Below are 17,771 nucleotides of genomic sequence, written 5' to 3'. Positions count from 1 at the left end.
GTATTTATTCATATCGATCTTTCCTCGATTGGTGGTTATTCACAGACCTGACGAATGACAGGATCGATCCGATGACCATGCAATGAGAGATCAGACGATTGAGTAGAACAAATAGCATCGCCTCTGAAATATCGTCATCTTAATAGGAAAGCACCACTAACCTTGAAGAAATGATCCCCCTGATCATCGACTTCAGCAGGAAGAAAGTCGTCATCTTTGGCGGAGGTTCGGTATCTGCCAGAAAAGCACGTTATTTTCTGGATGAAGCAGATCTCACCATTATCAGCAGAAGCTTCACGGATGCTCTTACCCAACTTCCGGTGAGGCGGATTATTGCCGATACAGGGGCTTTGAGCAACAAGGAAATACACTCATATATTGATGGTGCATTTCTGGTCATTGCTGCACTCTCAGAGAGAGAAGAGAATAACCGCATCGGTATGCTGGCTGCCCGGGCAGGAATCCTCTTCAACAACGCAGATGGAGATATGGGGGATGTGATCATCCCCTCGATCGTCCGTGGCCGCCACCTGATAGCCGGATTCTCAACCGGGGGCGAAAGCCCGGCAGTCAGCAGGCATCTGAGGGAACATTTCGAAGAGATTACACCCGAAATTGATGCGATGATCGATCTTCAGCATATACTCCGTGATGCCCTGAAGAGAATGGATCTGACACAGGGAGAAAGAGCCAGGCGGCTGACAGCAGCAATCCGGGATCCGGCGATACGGAAAGGAATGCTTGACGACAGAGAGAGAACAATTGAGATTGCGATGTCGAGGTATTGCCATGAATGAGGGGCTCCTGGCTCCAATCGCTATTGCAGGGCTTGATCACCATACGGCAACCCAGAACGAACTTGAGGCATTCAGATTTCCTGACGATGAGGACTTTATCAGGCAGGCACGCTCCCGGTATAAAGGTGTCCTCCTCCTCCAGACATGTAACCGTGTTGAGGTACTTGTGCAGGGAGATCCTGACGATCTCGCCCGTTTTATGCAGAGTATCGGAAGAAACAGGTTTACCATCCATCACGGCCTTGGCGCCCTCCGACACCTCCTCGGACTTGCTGCTGGCATCAATTCCATGATAGTCGGTGAAGACCAGATCCTTGGCCAGATGCGCCAGGCTCTCCTCACTTCAACCGAATATGGGGGGAACAGCCAGATCATTGATATCTGCATCAATACGGCGATCCATTTCGGTGTGACAGTCAGACAGAAGACGATGATTAACCGTGGATCGGTCTCTATTGGATCGGCTGCTGTCCGGCTTGCAGAAGATCTTCTGGGCACATTGAAGAAACGGCATATCCTTGTTGTTGGTACCGGTGAGATGGGCAGGCTTGTTACAAAAGCCCTTCAGGAGAAGGACTTAACAGCAATTTATGTAACAAACCGGACATATGAGCGGGCGGTTGAACTGGCTGAAGAGATCGGTGGCAAAGCAGTCACTTTCAAGGATCTCTTTCCATTCATCCTGCTCTCGGATGTGGTCATCTCATGTACAGCAGCACCCCACCCGGTAATACGTCACGACGAACTTGAAAAAGCAATGCAGGAGAGAACCTGGCCCCTTGATACCATGCCAAAGCCTCTGGTCGTCGTTGATATCGCCCAACCCCGTGATACCGAGGATTCAATACGGGAGATCCCCGGTGTCCATCTGTACACAATTGATGACCTGAGATCAATATCCGATGAAAATCTTGCTGCACGACAGAGCGAGGCAGATACAATCCGTTCACTCATAGAAGCAGAAATTGGAACATTCATCCACAGGATCAACCGGGCAGCTGCAAACGACACCATCGCCACCCTCCATACCTGGGCTGAAGCGATCAGGATCAGGGAACGGGACAAGGCAATTAACCGGCTTGGTCCGGCAGATCAAAAAACAATTCAGATCGTTGATGATCTCACCCGTGTACTGACCGGTAAGATACTTGCCGATGCTACAATGGCAATCAGGGTAAGTGCAGAACAATGCGATCTGGATACTGCAGGGATGATCGTTGATGCAATAACAAAAGGTGAGAAGATATGTTTCCGGAAACACGATTAAGAAGACTGAGAACGCGCCGAATCCAGCCATTGGTGAGGGAGACACAGGTATTGACAACCGATCTCATTGCACCGCTTTTTATTGATGAAACACTTTGTGAGCCCTCTCCGATTAGCTCAATGCCCGGCCAGTTCCGCTTCCCTCCTGATGGCATCGCGGATGTCGTCCGGCGCCTGTATGATACGGGAATCAGAGGTGTGCTCCTCTTTGGAATTCCAAAAACAAAAGACTCCATCGGTTCATCAGCATATGCAGAGGCTGGAGTTATACAGAACGCGGTGAGATCGATTCGGTCGAAGGTTCCAGATATGACGATCATCACCGATGTCTGCGCATGCGAGTACACCGATCATGGTCACTGCGGGATTCTGACAGATGATGGTTTGGATCTCGATAATGACCGATCGCTTGCATTGATGGCAAAAATTGCGATCAGCCATGCAGAGGCGGGGGCTGATGTGGTTGCACCTTCCTGTATGCTTGACGGCCAGGTGAAAGCAATCAGAGAAGCACTTGATGCCAAAGGGTTCTTTGGAACCCCCATCCTCTCCTATTCGACAAAATTCTCCAGTGCCCTCTATGGGCCATTCCGTGAAGCTGCTGACTCCTGTTATACCTGCGGTGATCGGACCACCTACCAGATGGATCCGGCAAATGCACGGGAGGCACTCAGGGAATCCAGAATAGATTCTGAGGAAGGGGCGGATATGCTGATGGTCAAGCCTGCCGGGTTGTATCTTGACATCCTCAAAGAGATACGATCTCTTGGCCTCCCGGTTGCGGCATATCAGGTGAGCGGCGAGTATGCAATGATAAAAGCAGCCGCTATGAATGGATGGATTGATGAAAAAAAGGTTGTACTTGAATCCCTGACCTGCATTAAGAGGGCAGGGGCGGATTTAATCATAACGTATTTTGCAGAAGATGCTGCGAGGTGGTTAGATGAGAAGTGAAGCACTATTTAAAAAAGCAGAAAAGCTCCTCCCGGGAGGGGTAAGCAGCCCTGTCAGGGCGATCAAGCCATACCCATTCTATACGAAATCAGGAAAAGGCGGACGAATCATAACAGAAGACGATAGAGAACTCATAGACTGCTGCCTTGGGTATGGTCCCCTGATCCTTGGACACGCACATGATACAATAAAAGATGCCATTCAGAAGCAGCTTGATCGCGGCTGGCTCTATGGAACACCGGCTGAACAGGAGATCGAAATGGCTGAGCGGATCATCCGCGATCAACCCGGCGTTGAGATGGTACGCTGTGTCTCAAGCGGATCAGAAGCCACAATGGCAGCAATCAGGCTGGCACGCGGTTTTACGCAGAAGAAAAAGATTCTGAAGATTGAAGGGGGATTTCACGGCGCTCATGACAGTGTCCTTATAAAGGCAGGATCTGGTGCAACTACACTTGGAATTCCGGATTCTGCCGGAATTCCTGTCGGTGTCGCAGAATTCACGCGGCAGGTACCGTATAATAATCCTGAGGCACTTGATCAAATCCTCTCTGACGATCCTGATATTGCCGCATTCATCCTTGAGCCGGTGATGGGGAATATCGGACCAATTCTACCTGAAGAGAACTACCTGAAAGATGTTCGTGCGATCACACAGGAACACGGTGTCCTCCTTATCTTTGATGAAGTGATCACCGGATACCGGCTTGGCATCGGCGGTGCTGCACAGGAATATGGCATTACACCTGACCTGACCACACTGGGAAAGATCATCGGAGGCGGACTCCCAATCGGAGCGTTTGGAGGAAGAAAGGATATCATGGAGATGATCGCACCAGCAGGACCCGTCTACCAGGCAGGAACTTTCAGCGGCAATCCACTCTCGCTTGCTGCCGGGATCGCGACCATCGATTATCTGAATGCTCACCGTGAAGAATATCATCGGGCAGAAGAGCGCACCCGTGTAATCGAAGAGAGTCTTCCCTCATCTGCGGAGGGATCGTTTGTCAGGACACAATCCATCTTCAAATATTTCTTCAGAAGCGATCCGCCATCAAATTATACAGAGGCAAAAGAGAGCGATACAAATGCATTCGGAGTATTCTGGAAGGCTGCGCTTCAGAATGGGGTCTTCCTCCCTCCGGCACAGTACGAATCAAATTTCCTCTCATTTGCACATACTGACGAAGATATCGAGACAATTGCCGGAGTCTACCATTCATGCCTTCCATAATCAGGATAGGCACACGTGCAAGTGCCCTTGCTCGAAAGCAGACTGAGATCGTCTCCAAACTCCTTCTGAAGAATGGGATTGAATCAGAGAGTATCATCATCAAAACAGAAGGCGATGCACAGACCGGTGTCCCTCTTCACGAGGTTGGGGGGCAGGGGATTTTTGTCAGGGCACTTGATGATGCGATCCTCCGGGGTGAGATTGACTGTGCGGTTCATAGTATGAAAGATATCCCGGCAGCCCGCCCGGACGGAATTACTACCGCTGCTATTCTCCCCCGCGATCCTCCAAATGACTATCTTGCGTTCGATATCCCGCTTGATGAGATCTCCTGTATCGGAACCTCCAGCACACGGAGGAGGGCACAACTTCTCCGCCATGACCCTGGGTATGAGATCAGGGAGCTCAGGGGCAATATCGACACACGAATTCGAAAGCTGAAATCCGGTGAATACGATGCAATTATGCTTGCAGAAGCAGGACTTGCCCGGATGTCAATTCATTTAAATGGAATCAGGCTCCCGACAAGCCACTTTGTCCCGGCCCCAAACCAGGGAACAATTGCTGTGGTGAGTAGGAATGATCCAGAGATAGCCGATCTGATTCGGCCACTCGATCACCCTGCAACCCGCAGGGATACAGAGATCGAACGTGCAGTGATGGAAGAAGTCGGCGGCGGTTGCTTTACCCCGCAGGGAATCTATTGTCAAAACGGCAACCTGATAGCGGAGATTCTTTCGCTGGATGGAAGGACGTATGAACGCATGGAAGAGCATGTCGGGCAGATTGACGATGCACGCAGAATTGGATCAGAGCTTCGTGATCGCTCTTTGAATCTTATTCTTGAAGCAAAAGAGAAACTGGGGTTGAAATAACCATGACCGGAATCGTATATCTTGTCGGATCAGGGCCTGGCGGCCTTGGCTTATTGACATTTCGAGCGCGTGAAGTGATTGATTCGGCTGAGGTGATCCTCTACGATCAACTGCCCGGAGATGAGATCCTTGCAACATTACCGGAGACGGCTGAGAAGATCAACTGCGGAAAATTTGGTGGATCCCATACCCTGAAACAGGAAGAGATCGAGAGCCTCATGGTGGACAGGGCACAAAAAGGCAAACGTGTTGTCAGGCTGAAAGGAGGGGACCCATTTGTCTTTGGCCGTGGTGGAGAGGAGATGGAAGTTCTGAGAGAACATAATATCGCTGTCGAGGTTGTCCCCGGGATTACGAGTGCAGTAGCTGTTCCCGGGTGTGCAGGGATTCCAGTTACACACCGGAGCCACGCAAGCCAGGTTACATTTCTGACAGGGCATGAAGACCCGACAAAAGAAGAATCTGCAATAGACTGGGGATGGCTGGCACGGTCACCAGGCACCATCGTAATCCTGATGGGAGTGAAGAATCTGGGCATGATCACCAGATCCCTTATCGAGCATGGAATGACAGCTGAGAATCCGGTTGCCATTATTGAACGGGGCTTCCGCCCTGATCAGCGTGTAACAATCGGAACGCTTTCAAATATTGCTGAAAAAGCCAGAGAAGCCGGGGTAAAGCCACCTGCAATCATCGTGATAGGAGGGGTCGTCTCCCTGTATCGTGATGGAAGCGAGGGGGCGTGGAGCCGAAGCTGAAACTTCTTTTTATTCCTTTATAACTATTGAAATATATGGGGCAATAAAAGACCGTCGATTAAATAATTAAACAAACATATTTTAATTTTAAAACAGGAAATACCTTTATGAGAACGCAGGTTGATAGGTGAAACCATGAGATTAATACCATCCATAATCATCATGCTCATGCTCTGCATTTCAACTGCAGGAGCATATTCATTTCAGGTTGTCGGATCGGAAATGATGTCATCAAGTAGTCCTTTTGGGCTTGTTGAGAGTGGAGCATATGTGGATTCCGAACTTTACAGAATTCCGCCAGTCATAACTCCAATACAAGGGCCTCTTACAGCTGGCCCTCCGGATAACCCGGGCAAATCGGGCAGTGCACCCGGACAGTCAGGAGACGCACCAGGGAGCTCAGGGAATTCAGGAGACTCATCAGCAAACTCAGGAGGGAACTCAGGTAGCTCAGGAAACTCGGGCAGTGCACCCGGACAGTCAGGAGACGCACCAGGGAACTCAGGTAGCTCAGGAAACTCAGACAGTGCACCCGGACAGTCAGGAGACACACCAGGAAACTCAGACAGTGCACCCGGACAGTCAGGAGACACACCAGGGAACTCAGACAGTGCACCCGGACAGTCAGGAGACACACCAGGAAACTCAGGCAATGCACCCGGACAGTCAGGAGACGCACCAGGAAACTCAGGCAATGCACCCGGACAGTCAGGAGACACACCAGGGAACTCAGGCAATGCACCCGGACAGTCAGGATCACTTCCCACCGTAAGTCGTGGGGGTATTGGAGAAGTCAAGCCTGATCCCGAGACAGGTAAGAGCAGTTCCTCAACTATTATACAATCACCAGAAGAAACAGCTCAGCTCTTTATTCCTCAAGGCACTCTTGTCCAGATAAATGGTCAGCAGGTCAGCCAGATTACCATTCGGGAAGTTGGATCAGATACTATTCCGGATGTAGCCAGTGACTCAACATATCGACATGCAGGTGAAGCAGTAACCTGTGGTCCTGCTGGTGCCACCTTCTCTGAAAAAGTAGGAGTGACCTTTGGTCCATTTAGTCAGCAGCGTTGGGACGCACTCATGGAAGAGACAGGGGATGATCCTTCATCACTCGCTGTGGAGTGGTTCAATACAGAAACAAATGACTGGGAGCGGGTTGATACCTCAGTAAACCCAGAAGTAAGAACTGTCACTGCATTTACAGATCATTTCACCGTATTTGCAATGTTTATCGCCCCGGGAGCGCAAAGCCCAATCGTCACGGAGATTGTCACTCCAATAGAGAATAATGGGAATATCTTATCCCCCGCAGATAATGTCGTCGAAGAAAATGATGGTGAAGAGACCTTTATATCAAATAGTATTCAGGATGAACAGAACTCAGGCAAAACTGTAAACCCGGATAACGAAGAGGATAAGACTGAAGAATATGGAATACTGAGAACTATTCTAAATAACCTTCTAAAAGTGTATGGATTAGGGGATTCTCAATAATTTTTTTATAACCCAACTTTGCCATTAACAAGAAATAAAAGTGTTCTTAGTGATGTTTGTATCGACGAAAATGCAAACAAAACTAAGAACTAATGAAGTTGAGCCGAATGACAATATATCCTTTCCTATCGGTACTATTTTCCTCGTTAATCAGCTGTATGAAGTCCTGGGTTTTCGCGATATTTTCGGGAAACATAAGACGAAGGGTATCGATATCAATAATCTGCTTCGAGCACTCATCAGCTACAAACTGACAGATAACTTCAGCATCAAACGATCCCACGACTGGATCAACCGGCCTGAAGTTCGTGCCGAATTCACCCTCCCTTCATTTAGTGAAAGAACACTCTACCGTGTCCTTGAAACCCTTGGTACCAACCGGGATGAAATCATCTCCGACATCCAGGATGTCCTGTTTTTGAGATACGATTTTGAGCATACCAACATCAACATGGACTGGACCAGCATAGTCCTTCATGGCACTGAAGCCCGGCTTGGAAAGTATGGATACAGCCGGGATCATCGGCCAGATAAAAAACAGATCACCGTTGGTATCACTGAACTTGCCGACCCAATCAATATCCCAATTGGGATGACAATTGAACCCGGCAATCTCAATGATCAGACCCATTTCAAGAAGACGTATCGCCAGTCAAGCAACCGGCTCAAAGAGGGATCTCTGGTAATATTTGACAAAGGAGCGAACAGTGTCACCAATACCCAGATGATCCGGGCAGATAATCTCCAGTACATCACCGGAAAGAAGCTCAACAAAAGCGACGACAAGATAATCGCTGAATTCGAGACATATAATCCTCAGATGGTTGATGAGGAATCAGGAATCCGCGGGATTAAACTCGAGAAGCCAAACAGTACGAACTATCTCTACTTCTCAGAAAAGCTGCAGAAAGAGCAACTGGAATCCAGAGCCAGAAAAGTCGTTCGGGAGATAAAAGAAGCAGAGGCCATTCAGGAGAGTATTGACAAGAATAAGGCTCTTCCGAAACGATTCCGGATAAACAATCTTCTTGTGGATGTGGACTACTCCATCCAGACAAAGTTGATTGAACTCTCTGAAGATGATGCTGTCAGGTTTCTTGAAGAGAAGTTCATCACTGGGAGAGAGGGATTCTTCTGCCTGAAATCGAGTAAGAATTTGACACTTACTGAAGCTCTCCAGACCTATCGAAAAAAGGACTCGATCGAGAAGATATTCAACTCACTCAAGAACGAGATCGAGATCAAACCATTGCGCGTATGGACTGATAATAGCATTTATGGCGCTCTAATCATTGGGTTTATTGCACAGTTGTTTGTCTCCCTGATCCGATTTGAGATCCCGGAACTGAAGCATACATCAACAAAATTCATCAAAACGGCGCTATTGAATTTGACAGTTACGGTTGATTCGTGGATGAGGAAGACAAAAAGGTTCATTCACTCCAATTTTGATGCCATTAACACGATGGTTTTACGGCATAATTGGGCAGTTACATGAAATATTGATGGGAAAATCGTCAACTGTCAAATTCAGTTTCTCGATGAAATTCTGGAAAATTTAGATCACGATAGTGGATGCTCCCATTTGGTGGCCGAAGCCAAAGTGGCAAACTTAGGTTATAAATTTTTATAGCATCTTTTTCAAAAGTATTGTGAAGACTGGTATCATCAATCAGCTATCATATAATCATCTTGAAACAGATCTATTCCACCTTTAACTGGTTTTACTTATAGTGCCGCCTCATAAACTTGATCACATTCTCTGATTCCAGCCAACCCGAATCAAGTTGTTTTATTCGTTCGTCGATCTGATCGACATGCTCCTCAATCAATGAAATATACTCTTCCTCTCCTTCAAGAAGAGCAACGCATCCCCGTATAACCTGTAGAGGATTTCGGATATTATCACCGAGGATGGCAAACTGATCAATATTCTGGCTGAGTCTTTCGATAGATGCAGCCCTCTCCCGCTCAATCTTAACCCGTTCAGAGATATCTCTGGCACCCCATATTGCAGCAGATCTGTTTTTATGAATGAACGTATGCATACTCACCTCAACGGGGACAGGATCACCAGTAATTGGAAAGAAATAACCGGTAGGAAAGGTTTTTTGGGAGTCATCATTATCAATGGTAAAGACGTGTGAAAGGCGCATACCAATGAGTTCTTCCCGGGAAATACCAAGTGCTCCAGTTACAGCCTTATTGGAATCCAGTATCTTTCCAGGCTTCTTATCATCATCAAGTGCTACCAGAAGCATTAAATCATCTACTGCATTGAATAGAAGGCGATAGTGTTCTTCACTCTCCCGAATTACCTTTTGATCCTCTTCAATTTCACCCAGCAGATGATTGATGGAATGCCCAAGTTCGGCAACCTCATCATCACCTTCAACATCTATCGATTTGCCGGTGAGAGAATGGACAGTTATGCTCTTAACTTCCGTATTTAGGGAGGAGATTCTCTTGAGATATGACCGGTTAATAAGGAAATAAAGGAGAATACCCGAGAGTATTCCAAGTCCTATAATTGCTATCAGAGCCAGCTGATATGAGAGGACACCTTTATTATAAATTGTACGTTCCTGAGTCACGGAAAGAACAAGAAGAGGTTTCCCATTGATATCTGTGAGAATATATGATCCAGTTATTGAATCGTTTTCACGTTCTATTACGAGGTCCTCTTCAAGCTTCAGATCCTCCTCAGTATAAGCGGAGATCTGCGCAGGCTCCCCAATATGATCAGAGAGCCGGCTCACCCATCCATCATCAATGAGCCTCCCAAAGAGTACAGAACCTTCCACATCGCCTTCACGACCCATTGGTACAAGAGGACTTAATGCAACACGCACGAAACCTGATTCGGTATCAGTAAAACCTGAGACATCATCTGAATCCTTTCCAGTAATAGGAGAATGGATGTTGAGAAGAGAAGGGGGAACGTCGAGTTCGTCACCATTGTCAGGATTTAAGCCCCGTGCAAAGATAACGTTCCCGTCTTTTCCCTTAATGATAATAAAATGAATATGGTAATAGTAAAAAATAGGATCACCAAGGCTCTTTTCAAGAAAATCCGGATTTGAACCAGCAATAAATTGATTGGTCTCATCCCACTCAGCCCAGTTATTGACAATTGTAGCAAGGTATTGTCGTTCATAATCAACGGTGAGAAGAGTATACTCCATTTTTTGTTCAAGGATCTCTTCTTCGAGATCGATAAATCCTTCAAGAATGAAGGCCTGGCTAAAGAAGCCAAGCCCGCCGATCAGGCAGATGCTTACCAGGGTGATGATCACTATCGTCTGGGTTCGGACATTCATGAAAACGTTTCCATGTCGAGGTAGTCTTCTCCGACACTATTTATCAGTATTGAAGACGACGTATCTTGATCATCTATGCGCAGTGATGAAATAAAAAAAGGGTACCCGCGAGCCCCAAATCGTTCTCTTCTCAGATCCCTCGGTTTGAGCAATAGCGAGATGGATCTCCCGTTCATCGGAATTGCCAATGCCTGGAATGACATTGTTCCCGGCCACACCCACCTCAGAAACCTGACAAACAAAGTCAGGGAAGGTATCGCAGCAGGCGGTGGAGTTCCGTTTGAGTTTGGAGTGATTGGAATCTGCGACGGGATTGCAATGGGACATAAGGGAATGCGATATTCCCTCCCATCAAGGGAAAATATTGCAGATTCAATCGAACTGATGGTGGAGGCACACCGGTTTGACGGACTCGTCTGTGTTGGCACCTGTGATAAGATTGTACCCGGTATGCTGATGGCGGCAGCTCGTCTGGATATCCCCGCCATTCTCCTCACCGGCGGCCCGATGATGCCCGGAACACTTAATGGAAAGGATCTCTCGCTTGTTGATGTCTTCGAAGCAGTTGGAAAAGTCGCTGCCGGATCATTTCCGGAAGAAGAACTCTGTACCCTGGAGTGCGCGGCGATGCCCGGATGCGGCAGCTGTCAGGGCCTGTATACTGCAAATACAATGGCATGCATGACTGAAGCCATGGGGATGTCATTAGCAGGATCAGCAGCCATTCCTGCTGTTGAATCAGATAAAATCAGGGTAGCGCATGAGACAGGATACAGAATCATGGATCTCGTCAGATCGGGAACAAATGCCAGGCAGATCATTACAGAAAAGAGCCTGAGAAATGCAATCCGGGTCGATATGGCGCTTGGAGGCTCAACAAATACCGTTCTGCACCTGATGGCGATTGCCAGGGAAGCGGACATTCCCATGAATCTTGAATCATTCAATCAGATAAGTGATGGAACCCCGCATATCTGTCACATGCAGCCTGCCGGACCGCATGCAATGGTCGCACTCAACCGGGCAGGCGGAATTCCCGCTATCTTCAACCGCTTAATCGATCACCTTGAAGATGTCATGACCGTTTCAGGCAGATCTGTTTACGAGATCGCAAAGGGAATTCTCACAATGGATGAAAACGTCATCAAACCTGTTGATACTCCCATCCACACAAGCGGGGGTCTGAGGATCCTCTTTGGAACGCTTGCACCAAATGGTGCGGTCGTCAAATATGCTGCGGTCTCAGAATCGATGTGGCAACACAAGGGTCCTGCACGTGTCTTTGATGGAGAAGAGATGGCAATGAAGGCCATTCTTGCCCGTGAGATCAAAGAGGGGGATGTTATCATCATCAGGTATGAGGGGCCAAAGGGCGGGCCTGGCATGCCCGAGATGCTCTCACCAACATCAGCATTGATGGGACTTGGGTATGAACGGGTTGTTCTCATAACAGATGGGAGATTCTCGGGAGGTACACGAGGGCCATGTATCGGCCATGTCGCACCAGAAGCAGAAGTCGGGGGACCGATTGCTCTCGTCAGGGACGGGGACGAGATCGCAATCGACCTTCCGGCGAAGCGGATTGACCTGAATGTTGATGATGCTGAACTTGATCGGAGACGCAGCATGTGGCGGCCAAAGGAACGCAGATTAAAAGGTGTTCTTGCGCGATATGCCAGGATCGTCGGACAGGCCGATTCCGGGGCAGTCCAATTATAATCAACCTTTCTTTTATTGAAACTGGTGTTAAAAAAAAGAGAGATGAGAGGGAGATATTACTTATTCGAAGAGTGGATCTATCGAATCTTCAAAGAGAGTGGATTTCCGGTCAGCTGACTTGATAACATCCTGTTTCGTCTCTTTAGCCTCTTCAAGCAGTTCAGAGATCCGGGGTGCTTTTCCAATGGTTGAGAGTAGGACAACTGCTGCAATATAATTGGATCCAACAGGATAATCCCCACCCCTCACCTCAATTCCGGCAATATTCTCTTCAACCCAGGACTTGGACTTTTCAACACCCTTCCTGTCCAGCTCATTTGGGGGGCCGGCTACAAGCACCAGTGCCCGTTCTGCTGTTGTATAATCACAGGGGAGTGTCAGGCGGCCGAGCATTGCCCTTCTGACAAGCCCGATGATCTTGGCAGATTTATCCTCTCCTGTGAGGGCACTATCATCTTTCTCTTTCTTCCCAAAGCCTGAGAAGAAACTTTTCTTTGGCTTGCTTTTTGTAATAACATCAGAGATCGCATATCCAATGGTGGAGATACCGCCACCCCTGAGGGTATTGATGATCTCGGATGAGTCAACAACCATCTCACCAACACCAAACTGGCCGACCTCACCTGCCCTGAAGAGCACTCCAAATCTCCTGACGAGCTCCTCATTCAGCCGGTCATAGGCACTCTTGACACTTTCCCCCTCTTCTTTCCACGCACTGTTATCAAAGACAAAGGTGTTATCCGCTTCATTCACCAGTGTCGCCAGGCTGCGTGCAGCATTGTAGGAGTAGAGACGCCCTTCTTCCGGTGCCGGGATCATCGCAAGAGCATAGACTGGTTCACGGTAGATGCGTTTTAGGTGCCGGCAGAGAACAGGCGTCCCACCTGAGCCGGTTCCGCCACCAAGCCCGGCAACAACGATAAACGCATCGATGTCATGGGTTCCCCTGGTATCAATTGCATTGATGATCGTATCAATCTCATCGGCCGTGATCTTTGCACCGGTGACATTATCTGTCCCCACACCATGCCCTTTGACCACCGTCTGACCAATGAGAAGACGATCCTTCATATCGATGTTCTGAAGGCCAAGAAGATCTGTCCGTGCAGAATTTACCGCTATTCCACGAAAACTGCTATTCTGAAGTTTTTTGTCATGCGCGAGGAACATATCGACGATCTTTCCCCCGGCCTGTCCAAATCCAATAAAAAATACCCGCATTGTATTGACACCTGTCACGTAAATGAATATAATCGTAGTATCCGCAATATATAAGAGAATTTCGAAAATAATCCGGGATATCCGGATTGGATCTATAATCAGAACTTTTATTCGAAGATGTCGGGCATATGATAATTACCCATTCTGTGGATTCAGTGCAGTCAGGTTTTACCGGTTCCTCATCGAAAGAAATGGAGAAAAGGAAACTTTTAAAGGATGAATAAGAGGACAATGGCAAAAAGCGCATAGATTATCATATATTTAACAGGAATAATTCCGGCCATTTCAAACCTCCTCGATATAAAAGAGATTATTGGACCCAATTATTAAAATTAAGCTCAATTTAACCGCCATATATTTCAAAGCATTAATAAATAGAGAGTGTTCAGATAGAGTGGAGCAGTTTCATTCGCTCCGGTGTGGTAATATGATCGATCAATTTTTTGAAGGAAATAAAGCTTTTATTAAAGAAGACTTTGAAAAAGACAGAAAACGATATTCCGATCTGGCACAATCACAGAGCCCGAAGACACTGTGGATTGGGTGTGCAGACTCGCGTATCGATCCCGAGCGAATCACTCATGCGAAAGCGGGCGAGCTCTTTGTCCATCGAAACATAGCAAATATTGTTCCTCTTCAGGACTGGAACTTTGCTAGCGTCCTTGAATATGCTGTTGCACACCTCAAGGTCGAGAATATTGTCATCTGCGGCCATTCTGAATGCGGAGGTATCAAGGCCCTCGATAAAGAGATGCAGGATTCATATATCCCCCTCTGGATCAATAATGCTCGTGAGGCACAGAACAGAGTCGATGCAAAAATTCCGCCCCCAAAGAACGCAGAGGAGGAGAAAAAGCGGCTGACAGAGATGGAAAAAGAGAATGTTCGTCTCCAGATAGAGCATCTCAGAACATACCCAATCGTAAAAAAGGCAGAAGAAGAGAATAAGGTGGGGATACACGGCCTCTATTACTATCTTGAGACCGGAGTACTAGAAGAGCTCAAATAGAGGAGTTCTTCAACTCTTTTTCAATCTCCGCTCTGATTAAAGGAAGCGAGATCCGACCGACCGGAGTAACGCGGCCATTTATCAGGATAATTGGAAGAGGGGGCTGGTATTCCTCAATGATTGTTCGAATTCTTTGTGGCACCCCATCATCGATGCAGGTGAGTTGAAGTGAGACAGTACCGCCATACTCCTTCTTCAGCGCCTTTTTGAGCGCCGATACAGCATTGACAAGTTTCTCGGTGGGCGCACATTCGGTAAGTTCACAGCTTCGTTCATCATTGCAGGGGAACGGACCGCATGAGAGTTCCTCAAGCCCGATTACTTCTATATCGATTCTGGTACTCATAAAAGATATCTGAATGCAGACAATTTAGCACCATCGTTCTCTCTCAGAAAAAGAGTGTGTTGAAAACTATAACTGCACCAACACATCAACAACTTCAAGCAGCGAGAGAAGATCATCTTCATCCTTGATTTCATCTGCCAGGATTGAAAAAACCCGATTATCATCAATTGGGTGTTTATTCATGACAACTGCAAGAAGCGGGATTGGGCTCCGATCGCGCATGATTTGCCTTTGATAGTCAACATACTCAAAACAGGTCTGATCTGCATGCCATTCTCATGGGGTTTATCTCAGGAGAGAGGAAAAAGGCAATCTTTATTGCTCTTTTCAACGACTGTAAAAGAAGGTAGTTCCATGACCAGACCGATTCTTATTGACTTTTTCGCCACATGGTGCGGGCCATGCAAGATGCAGACCCCCATCATTGAGGACCTGAAGGTAAAACTCGGGGATGCAGTTGAAATCAAGACAATTGATGTCGATCATCATATGGATCTTGCAGGAAAATACCAGATTCAGGTTGTTCCGACACTAATCATAGAGAAAGACGGAGCCGTCATCCATAAACTCGAAGGAGTGACCGATGCACGGAGACTGGAAGAACTCTTAAAACCGCTTATCTGATGGAAGAGAGAGACCGTATAGAATCACTCATTTCGGTCTTAAACGAGACCTATGGCCCCTTTCCGTGGTGGGATGCACCATTTGACGAAGTGGCAGTTGGCGCGATTTTGACCCAGCAGACACGCTGGGAGAATGTTGAGGCGGCATTAACCCGGCTGAGATCAGCCGGGTTGAATACCCTTTCCGCGATTGCGGCAGCGGATTCGGCAGATCTGGAGTCCTGTATACGATGCACCGGGTTTTACCGGGTCAAATCAGCACGCCTCCATCAGCTTGCCACATTTTTTCTGGATCAATATCCTGAGATGAAAGAGATCGATCTGATCCCAACTGATCTCCTCAGACGTTCCCTCCTCACAGTGAATGGTGTAGGTGAAGAGACTGCCGATAGTATCCTCTGTTATGGACTTTTTCGGGAGACATTTGTAATTGATGCATATACCCGCCGTATCTGTACCTGCGCCGGGGTATCTCTCACTGATGATCAATTGCGCCGAATCTTCCTGTCAGCTCTTGGTTCCGACAACCGCCTCCTCAGATCCTGCCATGGCCAGATTGTTGAATATGCAAAAGAATATTGTAGTAAAAAGAGATGTCAGGAATGCAGAATCCGGATTTTACCCGAATAGGACGCCGCCTCTTCAATGAAGGACTCGTTGGCGGTAATTTTGGCAATATGAGCATACGTTCAGATCAGGGGTACCTGATCACGAGAAGTGGTTCATACCTTGATGATCCTGGAGACCTTGTCCTGGTGATTCCCGGCGAGCCGGTTCCAAGGGGCGCATCGAGCGAATACAGGGTTCATGAAGCGATCTACAGGGAGACGAAACATAGTGCAATTGTCCATGCACACCCCTCCTGTGCGGTTGCGGCTTCACTTCTCATGGATCAGATCATACCAATCGACAGTGAAGGGGAAATGCTCTGCCCGGAGATTTCTGTTGTGGAGGGAGTACCCGGCAGTCAGGAACTCGCAGAGAATTGTGCAGAAGCCTTAAAAAATAGTAATCTTGTCATTGCCAGGGGGCATGGGACATTTGCTGCTGCAAAAACAATTGATGAAGCATATCTTTATACCTCACTTGCTGAGCATGCATCACGTGTACTCTTTTATACGGGCAATTTCACAAAAAAAAAACCTGATGCCCACAGGGAAAAAGTAAAGCAATGAGGAAAAACAGAAGCAAACCAAAAAAGCTACTTCTTTTTCTCATTTTCTATTCGGTTCAGTTGTTCACGAAGCTTCCGGATCTCCCCGGTCGTCTCGCGGTGAAAAGCAAGGAAGATATCGCCAAGGAGACCAAACATCAGAATAATCAGTCCTGACATGATCAGAAGCCCGGTCAGGATGGTCATTGGTACCCGCTCAATACTCTGGAACCAGTCATAGACAACAATGATTCCAAGTACCACACCGGCAAGGGTGAGAAGAAGGCCGATAATTCCAAAATAGAAGAGAGGATTCCCGATTTTGGCGAGCTTATAGATGGTTTTTATGATCTTATATCCATCCCGGATCGGATGGAGCTTAGTGGGAGTGCCCGGCCTCTGGCAGTAACTGACAGGAACAACAATTACTTTCAGCTCATTCCTGACCGCTTCAGCTGCAATCTCGGTCTCGATCTCAAACCCGGACTCTTTAAGGTTCATCCGGGATAGGGACTCACCAGTAAAGGCCCGGTATCCCGAGAGTATATCCTGAAGATATGCCCCATGAGCCCATTTGAAGAGAACATTGATGATATAATTACCAAAATGATTCAGGCGTGTCAGGGCACCCTTCTCATACCCGGATAACCGCTCACCGATGACATGATCAGCACCGTGTGCCAGAGGGGCGAGCATGCGATCGGCATCTGCCGGAGCATAGGTTCCGTCACCATCAAGCATGAGGATGTAAGGCTCGCGGATCATCGAGAACGCCTCAATGATCGCCGCACCTTTGCCTCTTCCAACCTGGATTGCCACCTCCGCACCGGCCCGCTCTGCAGCCTCCACTGTCCCATCGGTGCTCTTACCATCAATGACAAGTATCCGTGTAAAACCCATCTCCTGAAACTCACGTATGAGATGTTCTATGGTTTTACCTTCATTGAGTGTGGGAATGAGGATACAGACATCCGTTCTCTCGATGGCCATCGTACAATT

Annotated in this window: 18 protein-coding genes; 13 read left to right on the top strand and 5 right to left on the bottom strand. The window is 47.7% G+C overall.

Annotation, left to right across the window (positions count from 1 at the left end; translation table 11 throughout):
• Positions 1–170 precede the first annotated feature (170 nt).
• The 8 genes from ACYUBO_RS05020 to ACYUBO_RS04985 all read left to right on the top strand — a co-directional run bounded on the left by ACYUBO_RS05020 (position 171) and on the right by ACYUBO_RS04985 (position 8,879).
• Complete coding sequence (locus tag ACYUBO_RS05020; RefSeq protein ID WP_460372826.1) at positions 171–797, top strand: precorrin-2 dehydrogenase/sirohydrochlorin ferrochelatase family protein; 627 nt, start codon at positions 171–173, stop codon at positions 795–797.
• The gene (gene hemA / locus ACYUBO_RS05015; protein ID WP_460372824.1) at positions 790–2,064 is read left to right on the top strand and encodes a glutamyl-tRNA reductase; all 1,275 of its coding nucleotides are present in this window, start codon (positions 790–792) and stop codon (positions 2,062–2,064) included. The genes ACYUBO_RS05020 and hemA overlap by 8 nt, the downstream gene beginning before the upstream one ends.
• Positions 2,043–3,017, top strand: a complete 975-nt coding sequence (hemB, locus tag ACYUBO_RS05010) for a porphobilinogen synthase (RefSeq protein ID WP_460372822.1) — start codon at positions 2,043–2,045, stop codon at positions 3,015–3,017. The genes hemA and hemB overlap by 22 nt, the downstream gene beginning before the upstream one ends.
• A complete protein-coding gene (locus ACYUBO_RS05005) occupies positions 3,007–4,251 on the top strand; it encodes a glutamate-1-semialdehyde 2,1-aminomutase (protein ID WP_460372820.1) in 1,245 nt (414 codons plus the stop codon). The genes hemB and ACYUBO_RS05005 overlap by 11 nt, the downstream gene beginning before the upstream one ends.
• Positions 4,239–5,126, top strand: coding sequence for a hydroxymethylbilane synthase (hemC, locus tag ACYUBO_RS05000; RefSeq protein WP_300332143.1), 888 nt, complete (start codon positions 4,239–4,241; stop codon positions 5,124–5,126). The genes ACYUBO_RS05005 and hemC overlap by 13 nt, the downstream gene beginning before the upstream one ends.
• Before the next feature lie 2 nt (positions 5,127–5,128).
• Positions 5,129–5,884 (top strand): uroporphyrinogen-III C-methyltransferase, encoded by a 756-nt coding sequence (cobA, locus tag ACYUBO_RS04995; protein ID WP_460372818.1) that lies wholly within the window; start codon positions 5,129–5,131, stop codon positions 5,882–5,884.
• Between the two features lie 135 nt (positions 5,885–6,019).
• The gene (locus ACYUBO_RS04990) at positions 6,020–7,381 is read left to right on the top strand and encodes a ribosomal eL19 family protein (RefSeq protein ID WP_460372816.1); all 1,362 of its coding nucleotides are present in this window, start codon (positions 6,020–6,022) and stop codon (positions 7,379–7,381) included.
• Positions 7,382–7,451: 70 nt separating this feature from the next.
• Positions 7,452–8,879 carry an IS1634 family transposase gene (locus tag ACYUBO_RS04985; protein WP_460372814.1) on the top strand — a complete coding sequence of 476 codons (1,428 nt, stop codon included), beginning with the start codon at positions 7,452–7,454 and terminating at the stop codon, positions 8,877–8,879.
• A 226-nt stretch (positions 8,880–9,105) separates the two neighbouring features.
• On the opposite strand, the gene ACYUBO_RS04980 is transcribed toward ACYUBO_RS04985, so the two are convergent.
• A complete protein-coding gene (locus ACYUBO_RS04980) occupies positions 9,106–10,677 on the bottom strand; it encodes a CHASE4 domain-containing protein (RefSeq protein ID WP_460372812.1) in 1,572 nt (523 codons plus the stop codon).
• Between the two features lie 99 nt (positions 10,678–10,776).
• On the opposite strand from ACYUBO_RS04980, the gene ilvD reads away from it, so the two are divergent.
• The gene (gene ilvD, locus ACYUBO_RS04975) at positions 10,777–12,420 is read left to right on the top strand and encodes a dihydroxy-acid dehydratase (RefSeq protein WP_460372810.1); all 1,644 of its coding nucleotides are present in this window, start codon (positions 10,777–10,779) and stop codon (positions 12,418–12,420) included.
• A 60-nt stretch (positions 12,421–12,480) separates the two neighbouring features.
• Here the strand turns inward: ilvD and ACYUBO_RS04970 are convergent, their stop codons facing one another.
• Positions 12,481–13,641, bottom strand: coding sequence for a tubulin/FtsZ family protein (locus tag ACYUBO_RS04970; protein WP_460372808.1), 1,161 nt, complete (start codon positions 13,639–13,641; stop codon positions 12,481–12,483).
• A 427-nt stretch (positions 13,642–14,068) separates the two neighbouring features.
• On the opposite strand from ACYUBO_RS04970, the gene ACYUBO_RS04965 reads away from it, so the two are divergent.
• Positions 14,069–14,650 (top strand): carbonic anhydrase, encoded by a 582-nt coding sequence (locus tag ACYUBO_RS04965; RefSeq protein WP_460372806.1) that lies wholly within the window; start codon positions 14,069–14,071, stop codon positions 14,648–14,650.
• Here the strand turns inward: ACYUBO_RS04965 and ACYUBO_RS04960 are convergent.
• Both ACYUBO_RS04960 and ACYUBO_RS04955 read right to left on the bottom strand, forming a co-directional pair.
• Entirely contained in the window at positions 14,643–14,996 is a 354-nt protein-coding gene (locus tag ACYUBO_RS04960) for a hypothetical protein (protein WP_460372804.1), read from the bottom strand. The genes ACYUBO_RS04965 and ACYUBO_RS04960 overlap by 8 nt on opposite strands.
• 66 nt (positions 14,997–15,062) lie before the next feature.
• Positions 15,063–15,218 (bottom strand): hypothetical protein, encoded by a 156-nt coding sequence (locus ACYUBO_RS04955; protein WP_300334397.1) that lies wholly within the window; start codon positions 15,216–15,218, stop codon positions 15,063–15,065.
• A gap of 45 nt (positions 15,219–15,263) precedes the next feature.
• Between ACYUBO_RS04955 and ACYUBO_RS04950 the strand changes: the two genes are divergently transcribed.
• The 3 genes from ACYUBO_RS04950 to ACYUBO_RS04940 are packed head-to-tail and all read left to right on the top strand — an operon-like array spanning position 15,264 to position 16,794.
• Positions 15,264–15,620 (top strand): thioredoxin family protein, encoded by a 357-nt coding sequence (locus tag ACYUBO_RS04950; RefSeq protein WP_527250159.1) that lies wholly within the window; start codon positions 15,264–15,266, stop codon positions 15,618–15,620.
• Positions 15,620–16,249: an endonuclease III domain-containing protein gene (locus tag ACYUBO_RS04945; protein ID WP_460372802.1), complete on the top strand. Its 630-nt coding sequence runs from the start codon at positions 15,620–15,622 to the stop codon at positions 16,247–16,249. The genes ACYUBO_RS04950 and ACYUBO_RS04945 overlap by 1 nt, the downstream gene beginning before the upstream one ends.
• Positions 16,222–16,794: an aldolase gene (locus ACYUBO_RS04940; RefSeq protein WP_460373597.1), complete on the top strand. Its 573-nt coding sequence runs from the start codon at positions 16,222–16,224 to the stop codon at positions 16,792–16,794. The genes ACYUBO_RS04945 and ACYUBO_RS04940 overlap by 28 nt, the downstream gene beginning before the upstream one ends.
• Before the next feature lie 26 nt (positions 16,795–16,820).
• Here ACYUBO_RS04940 and aglJ read toward each other — a convergent pair whose 3' ends face one another.
• Positions 16,821–17,762: an S-layer glycoprotein N-glycosyltransferase AglJ gene (gene aglJ / locus ACYUBO_RS04935; RefSeq protein WP_460372800.1), complete on the bottom strand. Its 942-nt coding sequence runs from the start codon at positions 17,760–17,762 to the stop codon at positions 16,821–16,823.
• Positions 17,763–17,771: the final 9 nt, after the last annotated feature.

Source organism: Methanocalculus sp. MC3, from assembly GCF_054767395.1.
Note: the sequence above shows the minus strand (reverse complement) of the source record. Positions and strands in the feature narration are given on the sequence as shown.